Annotated in this window: 14 protein-coding genes; 2 read left to right on the top strand and 12 right to left on the bottom strand. The window is 46.3% G+C overall.

From position 1 onward, the window contains the following. Nucleotides 1–134 precede the first annotated feature (134 nt). From mdh to citZ, 3 genes are all read right to left on the bottom strand, one after another. On the bottom strand, nucleotides 135–1,076 hold the full coding sequence (mdh, locus tag NST74_RS09440) for a malate dehydrogenase (RefSeq protein ID WP_341111683.1): 942 nt from the start codon (nucleotides 1,074–1,076) through the stop codon (nucleotides 135–137). 56 nt (nucleotides 1,077–1,132) lie between these two features. Beyond that, nucleotides 1,133–2,428: an NADP-dependent isocitrate dehydrogenase gene (gene icd / locus NST74_RS09435; RefSeq protein WP_076121500.1), complete on the bottom strand. Its 1,296-nt coding sequence runs from the start codon at nucleotides 2,426–2,428 to the stop codon at nucleotides 1,133–1,135. Between the two features lie 150 nt (nucleotides 2,429–2,578). Next, a complete protein-coding gene (citZ, locus tag NST74_RS09430) occupies nucleotides 2,579–3,691 on the bottom strand; it encodes a citrate synthase (protein WP_042125985.1) in 1,113 nt (370 codons plus the stop codon). Between the two features lie 395 nt (nucleotides 3,692–4,086). Between citZ and ytvI the strand changes: the two genes are divergently transcribed. Continuing rightward, entirely contained in the window at nucleotides 4,087–5,202 is a 1,116-nt protein-coding gene (ytvI, locus tag NST74_RS09425; protein WP_341111682.1) for a sporulation integral membrane protein YtvI, read from the top strand. 91 nt (nucleotides 5,203–5,293) lie between these two features. Here ytvI and NST74_RS09420 read toward each other — a convergent pair whose 3' ends face one another. From NST74_RS09420 to NST74_RS09410, 3 genes are read right to left on the bottom strand one after another with little or no spacing between them, the layout of a single operon-like run. After that, the gene (locus NST74_RS09420; protein ID WP_042125981.1) at nucleotides 5,294–5,692 is read right to left on the bottom strand and encodes an FxsA family protein; all 399 of its coding nucleotides are present in this window, start codon (nucleotides 5,690–5,692) and stop codon (nucleotides 5,294–5,296) included. Further along, nucleotides 5,689–6,216: an acyl-CoA thioesterase gene (locus tag NST74_RS09415; RefSeq protein ID WP_341111681.1), complete on the bottom strand. Its 528-nt coding sequence runs from the start codon at nucleotides 6,214–6,216 to the stop codon at nucleotides 5,689–5,691. The genes NST74_RS09420 and NST74_RS09415 overlap by 4 nt, the downstream gene beginning before the upstream one ends. A gap of 38 nt (nucleotides 6,217–6,254) precedes the next feature. Next, nucleotides 6,255–7,436, bottom strand: a complete 1,182-nt coding sequence (locus tag NST74_RS09410) for an MFS transporter (protein WP_341111679.1) — start codon at nucleotides 7,434–7,436, stop codon at nucleotides 6,255–6,257. Nucleotides 7,437–7,632: 196 nt separating this feature from the next. Here NST74_RS09410 and NST74_RS09405 point away from each other — a divergent pair, with 196 nt between their 5' ends. Continuing rightward, the gene (locus tag NST74_RS09405; RefSeq protein WP_341111675.1) at nucleotides 7,633–8,328 is read left to right on the top strand and encodes a G1 family glutamic endopeptidase; all 696 of its coding nucleotides are present in this window, start codon (nucleotides 7,633–7,635) and stop codon (nucleotides 8,326–8,328) included. 115 nt (nucleotides 8,329–8,443) lie between these two features. On the opposite strand, the gene pyk is transcribed toward NST74_RS09405, so the two are convergent. From pyk to NST74_RS09375, 6 genes are all read right to left on the bottom strand, one after another. Next, entirely contained in the window at nucleotides 8,444–9,862 is a 1,419-nt protein-coding gene (gene pyk / locus NST74_RS09400) for a pyruvate kinase (RefSeq protein WP_341111672.1), read from the bottom strand. 332 nt (nucleotides 9,863–10,194) lie between these two features. Beyond that, a complete protein-coding gene (locus NST74_RS09395; protein WP_076121507.1) occupies nucleotides 10,195–11,196 on the bottom strand; it encodes an acetyl-CoA carboxylase carboxyltransferase subunit alpha in 1,002 nt (333 codons plus the stop codon). A gap of 1 nt (nucleotide 11,197) precedes the next feature. Next, nucleotides 11,198–12,091 (bottom strand): acetyl-CoA carboxylase, carboxyltransferase subunit beta, encoded by an 894-nt coding sequence (gene accD / locus NST74_RS09390; protein ID WP_076121509.1) that lies wholly within the window; start codon nucleotides 12,089–12,091, stop codon nucleotides 11,198–11,200. A gap of 72 nt (nucleotides 12,092–12,163) precedes the next feature. Further along, nucleotides 12,164–12,352 (bottom strand): hypothetical protein, encoded by a 189-nt coding sequence (locus tag NST74_RS09385; RefSeq protein ID WP_042125966.1) that lies wholly within the window; start codon nucleotides 12,350–12,352, stop codon nucleotides 12,164–12,166. Nucleotides 12,353–12,498: 146 nt separating this feature from the next. After that, nucleotides 12,499–12,999 (bottom strand): phosphatidylglycerophosphatase A family protein, encoded by a 501-nt coding sequence (locus NST74_RS09380; protein ID WP_042125964.1) that lies wholly within the window; start codon nucleotides 12,997–12,999, stop codon nucleotides 12,499–12,501. A gap of 74 nt (nucleotides 13,000–13,073) precedes the next feature. Next, entirely contained in the window at nucleotides 13,074–16,700 is a 3,627-nt protein-coding gene (locus tag NST74_RS09375; RefSeq protein ID WP_341115860.1) for a DNA polymerase III subunit alpha, read from the bottom strand. Between the last annotated feature and the right edge of the window lie 244 nt (nucleotides 16,701–16,944).

The raw sequence follows: 16,944 nt of genomic DNA, 5'->3' as shown, positions 1-16,944 counted from the left end.
ATCTAATTATACCCATAATAATAGAATAAGAAAAGTAACATAGGTGATCATTCTTTGAAGTTGTTGATAATAAAAGAGAGAGTCCTTAAGCCGTTTCACGACCTTTGGGACCCTCCCCTTACTTCTACACAAATTTACACAGAGAATATAGCTGTTACGTCGCGTACGGATTCAGCGGACTTATCCAAAGCCGCTCTCTCCTCAGCCGTAAGCTCCAGTTCAAAAATCTTCTCAATCCCTTCCGCACCAAGAAGAGCTGGAACACCCAGAAACAGATTGTCATAACCATATTCGCCTTCAAGCATGGCAATAACCGGAATGATTCGTTTCTTATCCTTTAAGATAGCTTCCGTCATTTGAACCAAAGAGGCTGCAGGCGCATAATACGCACTACCGTTTCCTAGAAGGTCAACGATTTCTCCGCCACCCACACGTGTTCGTTTCACAATCTCCTCGATACGATTCGCAGGAATCAATGTATCAATTGGAATGCCTCCGACACTAGAATAACGTACGAGCGGTACCATATCATTACCGTGTCCGCCTATTACGAAACCTCGTACATCTTCAACGGATACGTTCAACTCTTGTGCAATAAAAGTGCAATAACGGGCTGTATCCAGCACGCCGGATTGTCCAATAACGCGATTCTTCGGAAAGCCAAGCGCTTTAAATGCAGCATAAGTCATTGCATCTACAGGATTACTCAAAATAATCACGATAGATTCAGGCGCTACTTGTCTTATGTTCTCGCATACCGACCTAACAATTTCTGCATTGATATTCACAAGATCGTCGCGGCTCATCCCAGGTTTACGGGCAATCCCTGCAGTGATAATTACAATATCAGAATCTACAGCATCTTCATAACTTGAGGTCCCGGTAATATGACTGTCGAATCTCTGCACAGGACCTGCTTCTTGCATGTCCAGCGCCTTACCCTTGGTTGGGTTCTCCATTTGCGGAATATCGAGCAGCACAACGTCACCAAGTTCTTTTTGGGCTAACATAAGAGCTGTAGTAGCGCCGGTAAAACCGGCGCCTACCACTGTAATTTTATAACGCTTGATTGCCACAGATTCGCCTCCTAGAAATGATAAAGGTAAGGCTAATATGATCTGGAAAATCTAACTTATAGGTGGTTAATAATTTCGTCTGCAAATGCGGAGCATTTCAGCTCAGTTGCACCTTCCATCAGACGAGCAAAGTCATAAGTAACGGTCTTATTGTTAATAGCCGTTTCCATCCCTTTATAAATCAGGTCCGCTGCTTCCTGCCAGCCCAAGTGCTCCAAGAGCATTACGCCGGACAGAATAACAGAACCAGGATTCACAACGTCTTTGTCAGCATATTTAGGAGCTGTACCATGGGTAGCTTCAAAGATAGCGTGGCCAGTAATATAGTTAATGTTCGCTCCAGGAGCGATTCCGATGCCGCCGATTTGTGCAGCAAGTGCGTCGGACAGGTAATCCCCGTTCAAGTTCAACGTAGCTATAACATCGAAATCCGTTGGACGAGTCAGAACTTGTTGCAGTGCGATATCCGCAATAGCATCCTTGATAATGATTTTGCCAGCAGCTTCAGCATCCTTCTGAGCAGCATTAGCGGCAGCCTCACCATCACGTTCCTTAATCACATCATATTGACTCCAAGTGAAGACCTTATCTCCGAACTCTTGCTCAGCCACTTCATAACCCCAGTTTTTAAAGGCTCCTTCAGTGAACTTCATGATGTTTCCTTTGTGAACAAGCGTTACGCTCTTACGTCCATGCTTGATCGCATATTCAATTGCAGCACGCACCAAACGCTTCGAGCCTTCGGAGGATACCGGTTTGATACCAATACCAGAAGTTTCAGGGAAACGGATTTTGTTAACACCCATCTCTTTTTGCAGGAATTCGATAACTTTCTTCACTTCTGCAGAGCCTTCTTGATATTCAATCCCTGCATAAATATCTTCCGTATTCTCACGGAAAATAACCATATCCACCAGCTCAGGACGTTTAACAGGAGAAGGAACGCCTTGGAAGTAACGAACTGGACGCAGACATACGTACAAATCCAATTCTTGACGCAAAGCTACATTCAATGAACGAATACCGCCTCCGATTGGAGTAGTAAGTGGGCCCTTGATCGCTACAAAATATTCGCGGATTGCTTCCAACGTATCATTTGGCAGCCATTCACCATATGTATTGAAAGCTTTTTCGCCAGCAAATACTTCGTACCAAGCGATTTGTTTAGTGCCACCATAAGCTTTAGTTACCGCTGCATCAAGTACGCGCTTGGAAGCTTTCCAAATATCTCGACCTGTACCGTCACCCTCGATAAATGGAATGATTGGATGATTAGGAACTTGTAGTTTTCCTTCTTTAATCGTGATTTGTTCGCCTTCTGTAGGTAGATCGAATTTTTCTAGTTTCAACATTTGAGTGTATTCCTCCTAAAGTTTTGTGGGATTTAAATAGCATTGACAAGCATCGAACAAAACTCTCATCATCATTAAATCAAAAATTTAAAACACTATTGCTAGGGTTCATTCTACTAAACATTAGGAGCAGCCTGCAAGGCTGCCCTTCTATCTTTCGTCCACTGGAACGTATTTCTGTTCAATCATACCTGTGTATTCTGCACGTGGCCGAATAATCCGGTTATCCGTATATTGCTCCAGAATATGTGCAGTCCAGCCTGAAGTCCGGCTAATTGCAAAGATAGGAGTGAACAGCTCACGTTCAATACCCAACTGTGTATAAACTGACGCCGAATAGAAATCAACATTCGGTTTAAGTCCCTTTTGGCCGGTAATCAATTCCTCAATATTTACGGACATATCGTACAGCGTAGTATCATTCTTCATCGTGCCAAGCTCCAAAGACATTTTCATCAAATGCTTTGCACGTGGATCACCATTCTTATATACTCGATGACCGAAGCCCATGATCTTCTCACGGTTATCCAGCTTCTTACGGATATAAGGTTCAACCGCTTCCAAACTTCCGATCTCCTCTAGCATCTTCATAACGGCTTCATTCGCCCCACCGTGAAGCGGGCCTTTGAGCGCACCAATAGCGGAGGTAACCCCAGAATAAATATCCGATAATGTCGCAACCGTAACCCTGCCTGCAAAAGTCGAAGCATTCAGCTCATGATCCGCATGAAGAACAAGTGCGGTATCAAGTGCTTTGACAGATACGCTGTCCGGCTCTTTTCCCCATAGCATATACAGGAAGTTCTCAGCAATAGAAACGCCTTCTTTCGGAGCCACTGGTTCAAGCCCTTTGCGAATTCGCGACAGTGCCGCCACAATTGTCGGGAGTTGTGCCTGCAGTTTTACCGCCTTAATCTCGTTCGCTTCTCTGCTCATATCGTCAGCCGCTTCATCATAGAGAGCCAGGCTTGATACAGCCGACCGCAACGCTGCCATGGTGTTGGCGTCTTTTGGATAGAGCTTCATTTGCTCGATTACCTGCTCAGGAATCTGAGCAAAAGCACTGAGATCCCGCTTGAGCGCTTCCAGCTCTGGCGCCGTCGGCAGACTGCCGAACCACAACAAATAAGCTGTTTCTTCGAAGGTAGCATGTTCTGCAAGTTCATCAATATCATAACCGCGGTAAGTGAGTACACCATCCACAATAGAGCTAATGGATGAAGTTGTTGCAACGATACCTTCCAAGCCTTTGGTAGCTGTCATAGCATATCTCTCCTTTGCCAACAAGGTATAAAAACAATCTTCACTTCAATGAAAACATTTCCAATTTAAAGCATTATAAAATCTAAAAAGTGCGTAAAAAAACATTTCTGTCAGGAATGCTGCATGACCAACATACTCGTATCTTTATTCATCATACTGGATTTTGTCGGTTATGTGAACAATGTGGAAGCTTTGCAGTGCATCAAATGATTTTATCAGAGAGATAGAAAAAAACTTCTAAACCCCTGATTCAATTTTGCCATTTCAGTTTAGAGATTCCAGCCCATTCTAATATTTATCCCACATTCTAGTCTTTAAATAGGTTCTATGAATATATATGAAGACGAGCTCTTATTCCCCTGTATGTGCAGGAATGAAGAAGGTGTGGTCTCAGTATGGATCGTTTGGTATTAAAAAGGCTGCTGCGCGGCCTGTGGGTCGTCCTGGCTACTTCCATCCTCCTGCTGGCAATCTATCTATTGCTTCCGCTGTTATACCCGTTGCTGCTCGCTTGGCTGCTCGCCTATATCATGCATCCATTAGTGCTTATTCTGAAAGGCTTCAAATTACCAGGCTGGTTGGCGGTATCGCTCGCTCTGTTATTTTACATAGGTGGAATCGCACTGGTCCTGACCGCGATGATTACAAGACTCGTTAAAGAATTAATCGTCCTGCTTCAGACCTTTAATCTCCACACCGACCAATGGAAAGATCTCCTGATGTCCTTAGGCCAGAATGCAAGCTTACAGAATATCATCAACCAAATTAATCAATTCTACCGCGACAATCCTGACTATCATGCTACGATTGACAGCAATATCAGCAGAACAACGGAAACCGTAGGATACGCAGTCACTCAAGTGGTCACGGGATTTTTTAATGTGATTTTGAAACTGATCTCCGCACTTCCCAGTATGGGTACAATTCTTATCGTGGTTGTCCTTGCTGCCTTTTTCATTAGTACAAGTTGGGAGCGTCATAATGAGAAATTCACAAGCTGGCTGCCAACAGCATTCCTAAAGCCTGTCTCTGATATCTGGAGAGATTTACGCAGAGCGCTTTCCGGTTATCTCCGCGCTCAGGTTATCCTGATCTCCATCACAGCGATCATTGTTGTGATCGGGCTGTTGCTGCTGGGTGTGAAGTCCGCGTTTGCTATCGGCTTAATGATTGGCTTTGTGGATCTGCTGCCTTATCTCGGTGTGGGAATTGTGATGCTGCCTTGGGCGCTGTATTCTTATATGACGGACAATCTGGCACTGGGTATCGGACTCTCCATACTCTATGCCGTTATCCTTATTACCCGGCAGGTGCTTGAGCCAAAAGTGCTCGCGAGCAGCATTGGACTTGATCCCCTTGCCATGTTGATTGGCATGTTCGCCGGCCTGCAATTATTCGGTATGCTAGGGCTAATCATCGGACCTGTTGTTCTTGTTATCCTCGTTGCCTTTAACCGTGCCGGCGTATTCCGAGCTTTACACAGCTACATTGTTAGCGGCCGATTAAGATAGGAATCCATAATTATCGCTTCGCAAAATAGCAAACAGAGCGGACCCTTCATCAATGACAGGGGTCCGCTCTGTTATTGTTGTGAACAGGATTCTAACGACGGTAAAAGGTGAAGGTGCCATTCTTCATCTTCTTTTCAATCCACTTCAGCAAAAATATACGGTACAAAGGTCGAGTCAATGGAAAAACTAGCGTGAACCCGACAATATCGGTTACGAAGCCCGGCAATATCAGCAGCAATCCTCCAAAAAAAATACATAAGCCGTCCAGCATCGTCCGACCAGGAACACGGCCCTCCTGCATATGTGTTTTGCTATCCTGAAGCACCTTCTTACCTTCAAAACGCATCATTAGCAGGCCGATTACCGAAGTGGTCAGCATAAGCAGCAGTGTTTTGAATGCTCCAAGTTGATCTGCTACGTAGATAAAACCGAATAATTCCACAGCAGGAATAATAAATAGTCCAGCCCATAACCATTTGCTTCTAATCATACTGAACTCCCTTCTTCCCGCAGCGCCTCTTTTATTGCGTGAAAGAGATCTGGAAGGGCTCTATCCAGCCTGGCAGGCCTCCATTCCCGGTTCACCCAAACATGACTTGTCGTGCCGGTAACTAACAGCTCCCCAGGTGGATCCATCGACCGCAACTCCCCTAGAGTAGCTACTAAATCTTCTGAATTTCTACCTTCTTCTTCCGAAAGTCTCCGCACTTGATACTCAAATACGACTCTTAGCGCTGAGAAAGTAATCATTCGCGCATACACGGTGATAAGATCATCATATCGCGCCGGACTTTTAAATTGCAAATCTGCTGAAGTGACAGGAAGTAAGACACCTTGTTTCTCAAGTTCACGATAAGTAAAACCAACCTGACGAAACATCTCCGTACGACCAGACTCAAACCAGTTCAAATAATTCGCATGATACACGACACCCATCTGATCACTTTCCTGATAGCGAACACGCAGGGTCGACTTATACCATCGGCTGGGCAAGCCAGCTCGTTCTAATTCCATCTATAAATACTCCTTTCAGCATAGCAACAGGGAAGCGTTTAAGCCTGGGCCCTGCCTGAAGATAGCGTCGTCGATAATTTGCGCCGAGAGCTTCTGGCAACATAGAACAGCAGCATTGCTCCTGCGATAGAGCTCAACATACAAGACAGATTCATCACTTCTACCCCGCCTTGATTGAGCAAGAATCCATTCAGTAAATTACCGACTATGCCAGAAAAACCTGCGAACACCATATTAAATACACTTTGGCCAGTGGCCTGCATCTCGTTAGACATGATCTGAGATACATATTCAACTGCTGCAATATAAAAGAACCCAAATGAAAGACCATGCAGCACTTGCACTCCGATCATTACCGATGGATAAGGAAAAGCAACCTGAATACCCCACCGCAAAACATAAATAAGGGCTCCAAGGAGTAAGGTCCGCTCACGACCTAACCTCTTAATCACCTTAGATGCAAACAGCATGGAAGGCACATTCGTCACCGATGCGAGAAAGAGCGCAATCCCTGCATAGCGCGTAGACCCTCCAACCGATTGAAAAGCAATTACGAAATATGTACCAAATGCAGTCATCGTCTGGTTCACAAGAAAGCTGCCACCCAAAAACGCAAGGAAAACCCGATTCCCCAGCAGTTGTCTTACCCCCTGAGTAAACGATTGCCTCATCATATGATTCTCTTCCGCCTGCTTCGGCAATGTAAACGCAATAAGGACTGCAATCAGATTAAAGAAGAGAAACGGTAGCCATATCGTGGATACAGAGAAGGTGGATACGTATACCCCTCCTGCATAAGCTCCCAGAGCCGCTCCAATGCTCATCATAAGCCTGATGCTACCGTAAGTGGCCCCAGCTCTATTCGCCGCTGATATCGCGTAAGAATCGGCTATAGGAGCCTGTGTAGAGGAGAAGATCGTTGAGCACGTATACACCAGAAGAAGTACAATGAAATATTCCGAACGATAAAAGACGGCTAATAAAGCCGGAACCGCCACACTTAGGATTAGTACTAAACGTGTCTGATTATACCGATCAGAGATAATCCCCCACATCGGCTGAATGGTGATCGCTATTAGAGTACCCGTTGCCATTAGTATACCTATCTGTCCGCTATTAAGTCCATTGTGGATCAAGAGCAGCGAAAGATAGGAGCCAAATGAACCTCCGGCCAATCCTAAAAATAGATAAAAGCCGCGCAGCTTCGATAGTTTTTCCATTTGTGCTAAAAGTCCTCTCTAACTTCTTAATTAAGTATAAATGCCTTCGGCCACTTATAAGGACGGTATGTGTTTAAGCGATAACTATAGGCTCATAAAGTATGGAGCTTTATATTTTTATATTTTAACAGAATACCCGTACTTCCTATGTAATCATCGCATTTAATATAGCAGTACTATAAAGGCGGTGGACAAGTTGAGCATAAATCATAATCCTCTCATGGTAAATCATCCCTGTCTAACAGACAAGTCTAATGCGAGCAATAAACAGAGCTCAGCCTTCGGCTGGTCATCTAAGAACTGGAGTGGCTACACTGTTACTGGCAGAAAAGGCGCTTTCAACCGCATTTCCGGTGAATGGATCGTCCCATACGTTAAACCAACCTACAAATCCACCTATTCCTCTGCATGGATTGGCATCGACGGATTCAAGAACAGCAGCCTTATTCAGACGGGAACAGGTCATGAATTCGTAAATGGGATTGCCCGTTACTACGCCTGGTGGGAAATCCTGCCTGACGCTGAGACTGTAATCTCTTTTCCAGTATACCCGGGAGATCATATGAAGGGTACTATCACGAAAATAAGCCACACAAAATGGTCTATCACACTCCGAAATTTAAGCCGAAATTGGGCCTTCCGAACGCTCCAGCGGTATACCGGTCCACAAACGTCCGGCGAATGGATAATCGAGGCTCCCGAGGTCGATGGTTCCATCGCAAAGCTGGCCCGCGTCTGTACAACCTATTTCAATTGCTGTCGAATTAACGGAAAGAGGCCTAGGTTAACTCTTTCTAACGGAGGGATCATGGTCCAGAATAACATTACCGTTGCGGTTCCTTCCAGTCCAAGCCATCGAGGGGACTCTTTTAGCGTCAAACGTATATACTAACAGTTTGAATGATTCAAGTAAAAAAAAGCTGCCTCATTTGTAGGTTTTCACTACATCTGAGACAGCTCTTATATTTTAAAATATATACTACGAATCAGGCAAAGCCAGTCGAGTGCTACTCGATTGTGCTTACTTTTACCAAGTTTGTGGAACCGGAACGTCCAAGTGGAATTCCTGCAGTAATCACAACTAGGTCGCCAGCTTGAACCAGACCGGAATCCTTACCACCTTGGATTGCTGTTTCAAGCAATTCATCTGTGGAAGTAGCTACTTTACCGAATACTGGTGTTACGCCCCAAACGAGGGACAATTGACGCATAGTTCTTTCTTGTGTCGTAACAGCAATGATTGGTGCTTTAGGACGGTATTTGGAAACAACGCGTGCAGTATGACCTGTAACCGTCGAAGAAAGAATAGCCTTAGCGTTCAGATCCAAAGCGGAAATTGCAACGGATTGGCTGATCGCTTCTGTAACTGTAGTTTCTTGTGCAGTTTGTTGTTTCGAGAAAATTTCATGGTGATCCAGTGCGGACTCCGCTTTCTCAGCAATACGGGACATTGTAAGAACGGATTCTACTGGATATTTACCAGCAGCAGTTTCTCCGGATAGCATGATTGCATCTGTTCCGTCGAAAATAGCGTTTGCTACGTCACTTGCTTCAGCGCGAGTAGGACGTGGGTTACGTTGCATAGAATCCAGCATTTGTGTAGCTGTGATTACTGGTTTGCCAGCAACGTTACATTTTTGAATCATTAATTTTTGAGCCAAAGGTACATCTTCAGCTGGGATTTCAACACCAAGGTCACCACGAGCAACCATCAGGCCGTCGGAAGCTTCTAAAATTTCATCAAGGTTGTCAACACCTTGTTGGTTTTCGATTTTGGAAATGATTTGAATGTGAGAAGCGTTGTTTTTCGCAAGCAGCTCACGAATTTCCTGAACGTCGCTAGCTTTGCGAACGAAGGAAGCGGCGATAAAATCGATGTCCTGTTCGATACCGAAAAGAATATCGTTGGTGTCTTTTTCCGTAATACCCGGCAAGGAGATGTTTACTCCTGGTACGTTAACGCCCTTTTTGCTCTTGATCGTACCACCGTTTACAATACGGGTCTTGATTTCTGTACCTTGAATGTCGACAACTGTCAAACCAATTAGACCGTCATCAATAAGGATGGTGGAGCCTACTTGAACATCATTAGGAAGCTCGCTGTACGTGATGGAAATACGTTCTTGGGTGCCAAGGATTTCTTCCGTAGTTAGTGTCAGGTACTCGTCCTGAACTAGTTCAATCGGTTCTACTTCCAACTTGCCTGTGCGAATCTCCGGTCCTTTTGTATCGAGCAGGATAGCAACAGTTTTGTTCAGTTCCTTAGATGCTTGACGGATCGTGTTAATCCGAGCACCATGCTCTTCAAAATCGCCGTGGGAGAAATTCAAACGGGCCACATTCATACCAGCCAAAATCAATTTTTTGATATTCTCCAACGATTCACTCGCAGGTCCGATCGTACATACAATTTTACTTTTCCGCATTAGGTTTTCCTCCGTTTTTTCGTTCTCTCTGTCTCACTTTTTCCAACTACAAAATCTACTACAAGGCTAACTAATTAAATAGGAACTTTGTCACATGTGCCTTTAACTACGCCCTTATGAATATTACTGCAACTTAGACACAAAATCAATGTTGTAGGCTCTTTTAGATGTAATTTGAGCTCGAATTATCTGAACGCACAAAAAAAATTAAAATAATCCCGGCATTACGTCGAGATTATTTTAATTCCAATAAAATGTATAATTTACACTTAATTCAATATGGTCCACTAAGTATGGTTATATGTCTTAAAGTGCAAATGGTAACACCCTTCTTACACTTCAGATTCCACTTCTTCTTCAAGGAAAATCTGCTCCTGCTGGGCTTCAGCAAACTCACCGATTTTACGGAATTTACGGTAACGATCTTCTTTTAGCTCCGCACTATTCAGAGAAATCAGCTCCTGCAAGTGACGCCATAACGCATCCTTAATTGCAGCTGCTGTAGCCTCGTAATCACGATGTGCGCCGCCTTTTGGCTCAGGAACAATCTCTTCAATGACTTCCATTTCAAGCAGATCAGATGCCGTTATCTTCATGGCTTCCGCCGCTTGATCAGCCTTCGAAGCATCCTTCCATAGAATCGAAGCAGCCCCGTTAGGAGATATTACAGAATAGATGGCATGCTCCAGCATAAGCACTCTGTTACCCACTGCCAGTGCTAGTGCGCCGCCACTTCCGCCTTCTCCGATGACAACACAGATGACAGGAACACCAAACTGAGACATTTCACGCAAATTACGCGCGATCGCTTCAGACTGGCCTCTTTCCTCAGCTGTATTCCCTGGATATGCGCCTTTCGTATCCACGAAGGTAATAATGGGACGTTTGAACTTGTCCGCTTGCTGCATCAGACGTAGCGCTTTACGGAAGCCTTCAGGGTGTGCACTGCCGAAAAAGCGTAAAATATTTTCTTTCGTATCTTTACCGCGTTGCTGGCCAATGACCGTAACCGGGACGCCGTTCAGCTTCGCGATACCGCCTACAATAGCTAGATCATCCCCAAACATCCGATCTCCGTGCAGCTCAATGAAATCTGTGAAGATCTGTCCCATAAGATCAAGTGAAGTCGGACGACCTTGATGTCTGGCTAGATGCATTTTTTGGGAAGGAGAGATATTAGAATACACTTCCTCCTCAAGCACACGGTACCGTTCTTCCAACCTTGCTACCTCATCCGTAAAATCAATACCCTTCTCTTCGCCAAACTGCTTTAGCTCGGCAATTTTCTTGCGCATTTCAACTAGAGGCATTTCAAAAGGCAACTCTCCTGCCAACCTAAAATCCCCCTTTCACATCATGCAATTCCAAAATTTTGGTCAGTGTAGCGCGCATTTCTTTACGGTGCACAACCATATCAATCAAGCCATGCTGCAGATTAAATTCAGCTGTCTGAAAATCATCCGGAAGCTTCTGGCGAATCGTCTGTTCAATGACTATACGTCCTGCGAAACCGAATACCGCTCCAGGCTCTGCAATAATAATATCCCCAAGACTAGCAAAGCTTGCAGAGACTCCGCCGGTTGTCGGATCCGTAATTATAGAAATATAAAGGCCGCCCACCTCATTAAAACGAGCAAGGGCTGCACTGGTCTTCGCCATTTGCATAAGGCTTAAAATACTCTCCTGCATTCTCGCTCCGCCTGAAGTAGAGAAAATAAGGAGTGGAAGCTGCTTCTCCGTGGCTTCTTCAATCGCCCGGGTAATCTTCTCACCTACCACAGATCCCATACTGCCGGAGAAAAATTCGAAATTCATCACAGCTACGATCACTGGATGCCCGCCAATAGATCCCTGTCCCGTAATCACGGCATCAGTTTGTCCCGATTTTAGTTGCTGCTGCTCCAGTTTAGAAGCATAACCGGGGAATTTCAGCGGATCTATGGAATACATTTCACTGTCAAACTCAATAAAGCCCTCTGGGTCTAACGTCATAGCAATACGCTCAACAGCATTCAAGCGCAAATGATGACCACAAGTAGGACATACCTTTAGATTCTTTTCCAATTCCTTGCTATACTGGATCGTTCCGCATTTATTACATTTACTCATTAATCCTTCTGGAATTTCCCGTTTGGGGCGTTCGCCTTCTGCAGGCTCGCCGCTTCGCTCCAGACGTTCTGAAGGAATAGTCGCGTACTTCCGTTTCTTCTGAAATAAATCTTTGAACACACCCGCACCTCTTCAGCCGTTTATTTGCGTTATGCAGCTTGCCGCTGTCATGACTTTTCTCTTGATAGAAATTCAGGGATGCAGAATAAGATTAAGGACTTCCTGTACTTCCTCCAGTTCACCCGAAGGAACCAATATCTCAAACTGCTGCTTGGACATATTGATTGGACGGCATTTTACTAAAAAACCTTCTTCAGTCAGCTTACTCTTAATCATATCCGCCACTTTGGCGGTCGGCGCGATATATATTACCGTCCACATGCCTTGCAAGGCCTCCCCAATCTTAATTCCCAGCCGTATCCCGTATAATGGAATTATGATAACACAGTTTTCTTTTTTCCCGCAACAGGCGTAGGGCAAAGGAAGCAAGACTGAGGAACTCGTTCAATCGAAATAAATCGAGTCATTTATTCCGTGTCCGTGACTATAGGATATACTTTTGCTCCTTCATGCCGATGAGCAATTCTAGCAGAAGCAGCTGCAGCGATACCCGCCACAAGGTCATCCAAGAACACATGAATACTCCCCTTATCATCGTTCAATTCACCGATGATTCCAAGCTTTATTTTGTCCAAGTACCCAAATCCTGTAAGTCCGATCATCCCATATACCCCTGTGATACCAAGGGCTAGAGTCTCGTCCGCACCATAAAGTGATTCATCCGCCTCCATAACTGCCTGGAGCGGCTGCGGAAGCAGTCTTTTTTCTGCCAGTTCATCAAGTGCGATCCCCGTCATTAACGTGTACTGCACTTCTCTTTTTCCCAGAACAGATTTCACACTGGAAAGGCATTCTTCCTTGGATAAACCAGGATAATAAACAGATTGTAAAATATATACGATCTCAGCAATAGAAGAAAGTGATACGCCTCTACGTTCCAACAGATCGACAGCCATTTGATAGGACATGATGTCATTCCCCTTTCCGCCCAGGGATTCGCCCTGTGGTTTCCTAATGTATGCGGAAAAGGATAGAATTGTTCTTATTTTATTCTTACGGTACCTGCTCCCAGCATAGACTCGATAGCCGCGAACAGCTCCTGAGTAGGCTTGATCCGGTAGTTATCGCTAAGGGCCAGGAGCTTCTGATCCCGTTCGTAGAACAGAATCGTCGCTACTGGGCCTGGATGATTCTGCAGCAGCTCCTTCAAGTGCGACAGCTGCGCAGCATTCTCGGCGGCCGGCGTGATCTTGATAAAGACACGCTGGCCTGAGACCGGCGCTGACGCAGCGGCCGGTGCAGGTGTTGCAGGCGCAGCTGCGCCGCCCGCGGGGCCAGTGGCGGCCCCGCTAGCCCGCGAAGCAGGAGTGCCGCCGCGCTGCGGTGCTCCTGCTGAGGCCGAGCGTCCCGCGCTATATGAGCGGGACGCGGCGGCACTACGGCGCTGCAGCAGGCCGCGGAGTGTCTCCGCGGAGAGCAGCGCCACTTCCTCGGCCAGCAGCTTGAAGCCTTCGTCCTCCTGCTGCACCTTAGCGCGCAAGGCTAACAGCGCGCCCTTGGCAATCAAGCTGCGGCTTCGCTTCCACACCTCGGGGAAGAGCACGACTTCGCAGCGCTCGATCTGATCTTCCCATTCGATGAAGGCCATCGATTTTCCTTGCTTCGTCGTAATTTCCTTCACGGATACGACCATGCCGGCCGTAACCGTCTGACTCTCATCTGCGGCTTCACCGAGGTCCATCAGCCGCTGTATACCAGGCTCCTCAAGCAGCTCAGCGCTATCGTCGAGCGGGTGACCTGATAGATACAGCCCCAGCAGCTCACGTTCCATCTCCAGCTGCTGTCCTACTGTGAACTTAGGGATATCCGGATAGCGAATCTCCCAGTTTGGCGTTTCCACCAAATCGTCGAACAACTGGATTTGCAGCTCATCCCGCTCCTTGCGCCATTTCAGCGCGGCGTCAACGGTCTCGTCCAGCATAGCGAGCAGTTGGGCTCTATGACCCGGCAGACAGTCAAAAGCTCCTGCCTGCAGCAAAGACTCCACTACCCGCTTGTTGCAGACCCGCAGATCGACACGTCGACAGAAATCGAGCAGACTGTCGAACGGCCGTTCCTTACGGACCGACATAATATTCTCCACTGCTAACGTGCCGACATTCTTAATCGCCGCGAGCCCAAAGCGGATATGCCCAGTTCCCGTTTCTTCCCCTGGAACTGGGGTAAACAACACGCCGCTCTCGTTCACATCCGGCGGTAAAACGCCGATGCCCGTGCGGCGGCAGTCCAGCACATACTCCGCCACTTTACGGTGGGTGCCCATTACAGCCGTCAGCATAGATGCCATAAACTGCACCGGATAATGCGCCTTGAGATATGCCGTCTGGAAAGCCAGCACACCATAAGCCGCCGCATGCGCACGAGGGAAACCATAATCGGCAAACCTTACAATCATATCATAAACGGCATTCGCATCCGCTTCGTTATATCCTTGCTGCAAGCTCCCCTGTACAAAATGGCTGCGTTCCTTATCCAGCGTCTCACGTTTCTTCTTAGAGACCGCTCGGCGGAGCAGATCCGCTTCACCAAGCGAGAATCCGGCCATAAGCGAAGCAATCTGCATAATCTGTTCCTGGTACACAATAATCCCATAGGTATCCGCTAATATAGATTTCAAATCAGAATGTGGGTACTCTACTTCAATCTGACCATGCTTACCTGCTATATATTTCGGGATAAACTCCATTGGACCCGGACGATACAGCGCAAGAACGGATACGATATCTTCAAAACCGTTAGGCTTCAAATCCTTCAGCACACGTCTTACACCCGCCGATTCCAATTGGAAGACCCCAGTCGTCTCCCCAGCACCTAGCATTTCATACGTAAGCGGATCATGGTCTGGTATCGTTTTGAAATTCGGAACACTGCCACTCATTTCTTTAATCGAATTCATACAGCGTTCGATAATCGACAAAGTACGCAAGCCCAGAAAATCCATCTTCAGCAGCCCGACACTCTCCAAATGCTCCATAGAGTACTGAGTTAAAGCTGTACTTTCGTTACCTTCCTGGAGGGGTACAGCATCAGTTAGCGGACCTTTGGAAATGACAACCCCGGCAGCATGTGTCGAAGCATGCCGAGGCATCCCTTCCACCTTCATTGCCATATCCAGCAAGCCCTTGATCTTCGGATTACTGTCATATAGCGCTTTAAGATCTGGAGTAGTCTCAAGCGCTCTAGCAAGGCTGATACCTAGTTGACCTGGGATGAGCTTGGCAGCTTTGTCTACCTCGTTATAAGGTAAATTCAGCACCCTGCCCACATCACGAACCGCAGCCCGTGCAGCCATGGTTCCAAATGTAATAATCTGTGCCACATGTTCTTTGCCGTATTTCTCCACCACATAAGCGATAACCTCATCACGGCGTTCATCACTAAAATCGATATCAATATCCGGCATCGTGATTCGTTCTGGATTTAAGAAACGTTCAAAGAGCAAATTATACTTAAGCGGATCCACATCGGTGATTCGTAGGGAGTAAGCTGTAAGACTACCCGCGGAGGAACCCCGGCCCGGTCCTGTAGCAATCCCCTGACGATGACAATAAGCGATAAAATCCCACACAATTAAAAAATAATCGCTAAATCCCATACTCTCGATGACACCAAGCTCATAGGCAAGACGCTTCTCAGCAGTCTCTCTTTGCTCAGGCGATACCCACAGTGGTGTATCAATATATCGTTCTTCAAGCCCCCTAAAGCATAGCTCACGCAAATATGCAGCAGAGTCCATACCTTCCGGAATCGGTGAATAAGCAGGCAGAATATGTTGACCGAAGGTAAGCTCCAGATTACATTTTTCTGCGATCAGTAGCGTGTTACTAATAGCATCAGGCACATGGGGGAATAACGCTGCCATCTGTTCACTGCTTTTTAAAAATAACTGATCTGTTCCGATCTTGAGCCGTTCCTCATCATCCACAGTTTTACCTGTTCCAATACAGATCAGAACATCCTGTACCTCTGCATCTTCCTTAGCTAAATAATGAACGTCATTCGTAGCTACGAGTGGGATCTCACAGGCCTTGGCAAGAGCGATCAGCTTCGGATTCACTCGCTTTTGCTCGGAAATTCCGTGATCTTGAAGCTCCAGGTAGAAGTCTTCGCCAAAAATCGCCTTATATCGCAGCGCAGCCTTTCGCGCCTCGTCATCTCTTCCATGCAACAGATGCTGCGGCACTTCGCCGCCTAGACATGCACTGAGGCATATGATCCCCTCCGAATGAGCGGCCAGAACCTCCATATCAATACGAGGTTTATAGTGATGGCCTTCCAGATGGCCGATAGAGATCAGCTTCATCAGATTCTTGTAGCCGGTTTCATTCTTGACGAGCAGAATCAGGTGATAAATCGGCTGATCTTTACGACTGCCTCGCTCTCGGCGAGAGCCTGCGGTTAAATAAGCTTCACAGCCGATAATCGGCTTGATTCCATTCTCTTTACACGCTTTATAAAAGGGGATCGCCCCATACATCACTCCATGATCCGTAAGCGCCAGCGACTTCATGCCGTATTCGCCGGCCCGGCGCACGAGATCGGTAATGCGCGCCGCCCCGTCCAGTAAACTGTATTCGCTGTGCACATGCAAATGCACGAAAGGGCTCATCATCCCACTTCCTTTCTACTACAAAAATCAAACATAAATAGTTGTTCACAAAGTCCGCTTTTGATCACGAAGTAACCCAAGAAGCTTACTCGACATCGAATATTAAATTCAGGCGGAACTTCCGGTGCTCACGCAGCTTCCGCTCCTCATTTTCTACCTTCTTTCAATCTTCTCGGTGCTGAAAGCCGTACTTTTTGAACTCGCACTATAAGATGAAACTATTTTATCATATTAAAGGGGGACC

The sequence above is a fragment of the Paenibacillus sp. FSL F4-0125 genome (genome assembly GCF_038008565.1).
In the GTDB taxonomy this organism is placed as follows: Bacteria; Bacillota; Bacilli; order Paenibacillales; family Paenibacillaceae; genus Paenibacillus_AQ.
This window is presented reverse-complemented; position numbering and strand designations above follow the sequence as displayed.

What these genes read in the sequence shown, in the direction of transcription:
- pyk (WP_341111672.1), bottom strand. Translation starts at nt 9,862, where the DNA reads ATGCGGAAAAGTAAAATTGTATGTACGATCGGACCTGCGAGTGAATCG.
- citZ (WP_042125985.1), bottom strand. Translation starts at nt 3,691, where the DNA reads ATGACAGCTACCAAAGGCTTGGAAGGTATCGTTGCAACAACTTCATCC.
- NST74_RS09375 (WP_341115860.1), bottom strand. Translation starts at nt 16,700, where the DNA reads ATGAGCCCTTTCGTGCATTTGCATGTGCACAGCGAATACAGTTTACTG.
- NST74_RS09410 (WP_341111679.1), bottom strand. Translation starts at nt 7,436, where the DNA reads ATGGAAAAACTATCGAAGCTGCGCGGCTTTTATCTATTTTTAGGATTG.
- NST74_RS09385 (WP_042125966.1), bottom strand. Translation starts at nt 12,352, where the DNA reads ATGTGGACGGTAATATATATCGCGCCGACCGCCAAAGTGGCGGATATG.
- icd (WP_076121500.1), bottom strand. Translation starts at nt 2,428, where the DNA reads ATGTTGAAACTAGAAAAATTCGATCTACCTACAGAAGGCGAACAAATC.
- ytvI (WP_341111682.1), top strand. Translation starts at nt 4,087, where the DNA reads ATGGATCGTTTGGTATTAAAAAGGCTGCTGCGCGGCCTGTGGGTCGTC.
- NST74_RS09415 (WP_341111681.1), bottom strand. Translation starts at nt 6,216, where the DNA reads ATGGAATTAGAACGAGCTGGCTTGCCCAGCCGATGGTATAAGTCGACC.
- NST74_RS09420 (WP_042125981.1), bottom strand. Translation starts at nt 5,692, where the DNA reads ATGATTAGAAGCAAATGGTTATGGGCTGGACTATTTATTATTCCTGCT.
- NST74_RS09380 (WP_042125964.1), bottom strand. Translation starts at nt 12,999, where the DNA reads ATGTCCTATCAAATGGCTGTCGATCTGTTGGAACGTAGAGGCGTATCA.